This is a genomic window from Desulfogranum japonicum DSM 18378 (assembly GCF_000429945.1).
GTDB classification, from domain to species: domain Bacteria; phylum Desulfobacterota; class Desulfobulbia; order Desulfobulbales; family Desulfobulbaceae; genus Desulfogranum; species Desulfogranum japonicum.
The window spans coordinates 249,145-256,173 of the sequence record NZ_AUCV01000003.1 but is presented as its reverse complement, the minus strand read 5'-3'; the positions used below and the strand labels follow the sequence as shown (position 1 = coordinate 256,173).

The following is a 7,029-nucleotide window of genomic DNA, read 5'->3' as shown; positions in this document are numbered from 1 at the left end:
ATCGCAGACTCGAAATGCTGATGCTGTAGAGAACCATCTCAACTTTTGCATGATGGCGACAACGCTGACATGGGTTTATGCGGCTCGACTGCAAAAGGCGCCCGATCGCAAATATAAAGTTCGCGGCCGTTCCGGATTTGCATTTTCAGATGTCCGAAGAATTATAGCCGAGGCCGCATTGAGTGAGGATTTTCAATCGATTTGCCCGTTACCGAGGCAAAAGACGCAAAAATCTTTTGTCAGAACACTGCTACGCATGGTCGCGTAGGGGAACCGGGATCGGCGATGTGATAATTTCCAGGAAACTTTAGTTTTTAACTTCCTGGTGAGCTAAATCCAAGAAATTAATTACGATAATGACACTTTGTGAAACTCAAAATATTGTGTCTTTGGGTTTTGCAAGAACGATAGGACCCCAGTGCCGGACGGTCAAAAGTTAACGGAATCGGCTATACGCTCAGCGATGCGAAGGTTGAAACAGAGAATGGAAGAGGCTGGGCTTGGAGATATATTCTGGAACCTTCACGACTTGAAACGGAAAGGAATTTCAGATGCCGAGGACGATCGGATAGGAGGACATAAAACCGAAGCTATGCGTAACAGATACAAGGTAGTCGTTGAGAAATTTAAACCGCCTCGGTAAGATTTTTTGCCTAACTTAGGCAAAAACAGGAAGAAGAGTTCGTTGGCAGACAGGCTAACTACCTGAAATCATGGAGCCGATAACCGGACTTGAACCGGTGACCTACTGATTACGAATCAGCACAAACAACCCTTTTGTTTCACACCCATATCTTTCTGTATCTTTTTAACACCTAATATTCCTTGTTTTATACAATTAAACAGAATAAAATTTTACCATAGCGATTCACAGAGCGCCATATGGTTCTATGAAGTCCATAGAACCAGCATAGAACCAAAGCAAAAGGTACAAAATGGGTAAAAATAAAATTAACTTCACAGTGAATCGACTCAATGCTCTTGAGCCAGACCCTAACAAAAGACTGTATATCTATGATACTACGCAAGCCGGTTTACGTGTAGCTGTGACCCAAAGGGGGGTGAAAACTTTTCAATTCCAAAAGTGGAGCAACAAACAAGGCAAACCTCTAACGAAATCACTTGGCAGAATTGAAACAATGTCCATTACTGATGCTCGTAAAATGGCTGCTGCTCTCTTGGCTGAAATGAATGATGGGGTAGATATTGAGGCAAAGAAACGTAACGAAAAAAGGCAATACATCAATGACCCAACTGTTGAAGAATTCAGCAAAGTCTATATCGAAAAATATTGCATGAAAAAAGGCCGTAAATCAACACCTGAAACTCAAAGAATACTCAACCATGACATTCTACCCCAAATAGGCAAAATTAAGCTAAACGAGGTTACTAGAGCCGACCTAATTAGCTTAATCGATGTGATTGAAGATAGAGGCGCAATGGTTGCTTGTAATCGAGCATTAGCGGTATTAAGCAAGATGTTTAATTTTGCAGCAGAAAGAGACATTTTAAAAGGAATGCCACCAACATTTGGCATGAAAAAGCGTGGCGAAGAACGAGTAAGAGAACGTTGCCTCTCCGGTGACGAAATTACTATTTTATGGCATGCCCTTGGTAACAGTTCAATGGGCATGATGCTACGTTTCTTAATGCTGACCGGGCAACGATTAAGTGAAGCACGCCTAATGAAGTGGAAGCACGTTAAAGGTGAGATTTGGACAATACCTTCAGCGAACTCCAAAAACAAAAAAGAACACCTTGTCCCCCTCTCCTCTCAAGCACTTAAGATACTTGACGATGCCAAGCGTTGTTCCACTATAGGTAATGAATATGTATTCCCCGGTAAAAGTGGAAATTATGCTGCACATAGCAGCCCAAACCAGCTATTACAGAGAGTGATTATAAAACTTGATTGGCCCCGAACCACTGTGCACGATTTCAGAAGAACAGTAAAAACGGGCATGAGCAAGCTCAAAATCAAACCCCACATCAAGAACGAAGTTTTAAATCATGCAAGGGACAAAATGGACCAACATTACGATAAACACGATTATCTAGACGAAAAGGCTGAAGCCTTGAATAAATGGGCCGACTATATTGAAAGAAAAACAATTAAAATTGTTTAAATTTCGAAAAAAATATAAATAAACATTAAAAATAAAACAAAAAAAATGTTAATATATCTACCACTATTCATTTATTACATTATTTAAGAATAGGAACATATATTTTTTTACATCAATAAATTTCAGTATCTTTTATTTCACTATATTCAATATTAGCAAATTTTCTCTCATACCTAACTATTAAACTTGTAATGTCAGGATCACCTACTCTCTCTTCAGCCTCCCTTAGCTTATTTATTGAATCATCAAAAATAGAAACATCTCCTGTCATCTCAAAACACTCTAAGCCAACATCACAATATGTTCTGAGTATATCTTTATTATCAGAATGATGTTCAATTGTATTAACAGATAAATCTCGAGCTTGTTCTAAAATAGAAATACGATCTTCTTTCATTATTCCTGGAGTATTTCTTGAACGTTCAAGCATAAGAATTATCTTATATATCTTCACTGGCCCATCAGCTTTAAAATCATTTTCAAAAATTTTAATTTCAGTATCAGCTTTTTCGAGTTCATTAATATCAATTAGATACCTAATTAATCTATGCCTTGGTATTCTTTCACCAGGAGCTTTAGATATCATCTTACGTAACAATTTGTTACGTTTATGTTTATCAGGAAATCTACTTATACCTGTTTTAAAACCGCATAACTGCCGAATTGTTTTGATCTCAATATCATAAGTAGGAATAATATTATCTATAACAGTTTCTAGCAATCTATAGTAGTCATCCTCATCACTCATTTTATATTTGGCAACTATAGACGCAATAACTGGATGACGTCCAGTCCAACCATATATACCTTCACGTTCATCAACTGTATACTCATGAATAATATCAACCAAACTACCAAGAGATGATTTGACTTGTTCAGCAGGTATCCCTAGCAACCTAACAGCTAGTTGCCTATGAACATTAACACCTGCATCTTCCATTGCAGAGACAAGCCGATATATATCTTGATAGTTAGGTTCTAGTTCTGCAAATTCTCGTAAAACGATATCATCAAATTTATCTGAAGCGAATATATTTTTCAAACATACAAACGTATCGGATTCACACTTAGCAGTTAACCTTCTCTTTCTTTCATTCCTAGAAAATCCGGCAAAACTATTCTCTACTAATGGCTGTAAATCAGGACAGGTATCAATCAATGTCAATAAACTTTCAACTTCTACTTCATTCAACTTATCCAAACAAAATTGTTTTCCATTTTTAAAAATATTTGGGGTTTTGACCCTCGGAAACCATTGACTTCTCGTTGAAGTAAAAAGTATTTTTAAATTTCTTGACTCATCTGAAACAAGCAGATCTACAAGGTTATTAATTTCGTATAAATGATTATGAGCGTCATCTATTAGCAGAATACCCATCTGTCCATTTTCGGCTAGATCTCTTGCAATATTTCTCCAAAATTTAGGTATTAAATTATGTGGGTTTTTATGTTCCCAACAATGATATTTTTTATCATGAAAGGAAATCATCACCTGACGCGATAATGTTGTTTTACCGATACCACTTGGCCCTAAAATAGTACAACATAGATGATCTTCAATTTCAATGTATGTTAAAATATCAGAAATAATAGAACGTTGAAAAGTTAAATTCCCAATAATATCGGCATAGCCTGCAGGCCATCCTTGATACATTGCGCTAACGTTTTTTTCAGAAATTTTAAGATTATGAGCAACGTCAACAGTAATTGAATGTAAAACAGGATGCTTATCTAATGGATCGCCAGAAAATGTGAATTCTTTACTATTTGGCTCATTTACCTTTCCAAAAGATAAGAAGAAGTCATCTAAGCCACCAAAAGAAACACATATCCCTCGATTCTCATAAAGCATCGCTCTATTTTCATCTTCCTCATACATCAACAAATATATAGAAAGATTTATATGAGCCCTGTGCTTTATGGCTATAGCTCTATTTATTATATCCTTAATATGATGATCGGATATTGAGTATCCTATAATCAACAGATTAGAATTTACAAGATCAACTCCTAGTGTTTCAAACAATGCTTCTCTATAATCTGTAGCCTGATCATAATCAGACTCACTAATTATAATTCTACCATGACTACCATCACTTATATCTTTATCTATTGTTCCATGAAGCTTATAAAGCTTTGTCGAACCAGGTATAGACTGTACACCAAAATCAAAATTAGAAGAAAAAACTGATAAAGAAACACCTTTTCTAGAATAAGACTGCTCTATTAATTTATCATAATTGGTAGTATATATATTTTTCCAATTATACATTGGAATGTTCAACAAGCTACCCGTAGCACTAGGATGAGTAAAACACTCTCTAACAGCTAAAATTAAATCTTTTCTACCATATTTATTTTCTGCGATACTAGAAATCTCACTAAGAGTATATCCATTTTTTTCAATGTTAAATTTTTCAGAAATGTGATCTATAAGCCTTTCAACACTAGGCGCACCTGACGGGATAGATGATCCTGATCCAAAAAACAATACAGTATTATTTGGCTCTATTCGGTTAACCATATTGTCCAAAGGAATGCTCATCTAATTATCCTCCATCTTTTTTCAAGGCAGTACTAAAAACCAGAGAGATACCGTCAGTCTATTAGCTTAAATTTCTTAATTCGGGAATAACCTCTTTTTTATACGCAAAAAAACAAACCGTTCTGCATAACGATATAAAGACCCACTCCACCCAAAATTGTATTTTCAACTAATCATACCACAATGTGGCAATAGCTTATCCCGAAAGTTCGGATAGTTAGACAATACTCTCCCTATTATCTTAATTCAATTTTTTTCAATCTTCAGAGACATTAAACAGCACTTAAAGTAGTTTGCAATTTTTACTTTTTTCAGCCCTTCAACCCATCTCAAGTGAATCAAACTCAGTGATTTATCACCAAGTATTTAACCTCAACAGATCTCAATCAGTTTAAATTACTTTAAATAGAAACGATTCAAACCGCACAAAAACTATGTATAATCAGTTATTTACGCAACAAACCTTCTTGACAAGATTTTTACAGAGTTTATAATATTCGCATGTTTGAGACATCAATTTAAGAAAAGGTAATTATATGAAAACCAAACGTACAAGAACAAAACAAGTAAGAAGAAAACGGTTACAACCTATCGGTTTAGACAGCAGCAATGGGGCTAGCTATATTGGCGTCTCTGAAGCCATGATGCGTAAAATGCGAAGTGATGGTAGCGGCCCGCCATATAAGAAAATTGGTCGAAAAGTAATTTACCTGAGAAAAGATTTACAAAGATGGCTTGAAAACCAGTAATGAGAATTTGAGTGGGCTAGGTTCGCTACCGAAAAGGGGAAACCTCTGCCCCTGTCCACCCGTTTAAAAAAAAGAGCTATGCCTAGAGGAAATGTCAAGAGGAATATACAATGAAAAGAAGACTGAAAGAGCAGTTCAAAGGAGTCAAGCACAGGATGAGAGTCAGAAGAAATGAAGACTTTCTGAAAGAAATCAGTGAGCTTATAAAATATGAGAAAGATTACAGAGAGAATGTTCGGGCTGTAAAAAGCTTTGCTGTCAAATGTTTTAATGAAGCCTATGGAAACCGGAAGGTGTGGCCTGTTGATTATAAATGGTACAATAATCGGGAATGGCTAAAGAACCTACGGAAAAGGTTTAAATCTCTGGATAGTCTCTTGATAGAGTTACATAAGAATACACTGCACAGGGATATATCTATGTCGTTGTTGCCACAGGAGTGCATGTATGATGAGCATGGAACAATAACAGAGTGTTTAGCATTAATAAATCCCCAAAAATACAAAATGATAAGTGAAAATATTGGTTGTAGTGAAGACACACTGAAAAAGTACATGACAGGATTGGTCAGATGTGGAGTATTGAAAGAATTTAACCGAGGGACGTATGGTAGACTTTTTTCTATCGGATACCACGTAAAACAAAATGGGTACTCTTGGAGAAAGATAAAACTCCTGAATGGTAAAACTGTAAGCCGATTGAAGAATTTTCAAGGTAGTAAAGGATGAAATTAACTAACGCAAATTTACGTTTGTTGTTTTGCGGTTGTCTTTTGTTAACAAACGCAACGGATTTTTTTGAGACAACAATGGTAGCCCTGAATTAACAGGGGTTTTTACACTTCAATCCTTTTCAGGAAATTAACGTTTCTTATAGAATATCGCCTTAACGACTACATACCACAGGCTTGAATAATTTTATATTCATAAAAGCACTACCGTTTAATTCTTCACCTACTTGTAGCCTTTAAAGCAATATAACACTCTGACGAGTGTTTTGTAGTCCGGTAAGCAAGGGGATGAATAGGATTTGTCCTTGTTTATCCACATTTATCCATCCTTGTCCAAAACCAATATATTTGCCCTGTTCATCAAAGAAGCATAACAACCCTTGTCCTCAATCACTCATCTTTACCCGGCAGATATCACAACGTGACATATTCCGGTTTTAAGTATTGAAACAGGGATTGGTATTTGGTTTTTATAGAGATATCCTGAACAAAGCAATGTGAACCTAAAATCTCTGGAAATAGCCTATGGATGCATGGTCTTAATAATTATCATTGCCGCCACTATTGTTTTCTTCTCTGTCTCATCATTTGTCGGGCTTGTCTAATCTGCCCTCAGAAACGAATATTTTTCAAATGCAAGCCAAAGTATAGTTTTGCCCTTGAAACCGCCACAGAATGGCAAAATGGTGTAATTTCCGACATGATCGCCTTAGAATATTTGGTCATTTGCATTGAAATCACGTTGATTGCCTATGGTGGATTGTGTTTTCGATGATACTTTTTGTGTTGCACTTAATATCATCGACTGACTTCTGTCTGTTTTATTGGTATATATAGGGACGAGCAGGAGATGTAGCCTGAATCGACAAACCTATTTAA

At 36.1% G+C, this 7,029-nt stretch carries 4 protein-coding genes and 1 pseudogene; 4 read left to right on the top strand and 1 reads right to left on the bottom strand.

Going from position 1 to position 7,029, the window contains the following annotated elements:
- Both G493_RS33940 and G493_RS0104390 read left to right on the top strand, forming a co-directional pair.
- A pseudogene (locus G493_RS33940) lies at positions 1-268 on the top strand (IS701 family transposase); the annotation flags it as partial.
- Positions 269-935: 667 nt separating this feature from the next.
- Positions 936-2,126: a tyrosine-type recombinase/integrase gene (locus G493_RS0104390; RefSeq protein ID WP_028579401.1), complete on the top strand. Its 1,191-nt coding sequence runs from the start codon at positions 936-938 to the stop codon at positions 2,124-2,126.
- A 112-nt stretch (positions 2,127-2,238) separates the two neighbouring features.
- Here G493_RS0104390 and G493_RS0104385 read toward each other — a convergent pair whose 3' ends face one another.
- Positions 2,239-4,671: an SIR2 family protein gene (locus tag G493_RS0104385; RefSeq protein WP_028579400.1), complete on the bottom strand. Its 2,433-nt coding sequence runs from the start codon at positions 4,669-4,671 to the stop codon at positions 2,239-2,241.
- Between the two features lie 536 nt (positions 4,672-5,207).
- Here G493_RS0104385 and G493_RS27755 point away from each other — a divergent pair.
- Both G493_RS27755 and G493_RS0104375 read left to right on the top strand, forming a co-directional pair.
- A complete protein-coding gene (locus G493_RS27755; RefSeq protein ID WP_035273533.1) occupies positions 5,208-5,420 on the top strand; it encodes a helix-turn-helix transcriptional regulator in 213 nt (70 codons plus the stop codon).
- A 110-nt stretch (positions 5,421-5,530) separates the two neighbouring features.
- Positions 5,531-6,148, top strand: a complete 618-nt coding sequence (locus tag G493_RS0104375) for a hypothetical protein (RefSeq protein WP_028579399.1) — start codon at positions 5,531-5,533, stop codon at positions 6,146-6,148.
- The last annotated feature ends 881 nt before the right edge of the window (positions 6,149-7,029 follow it).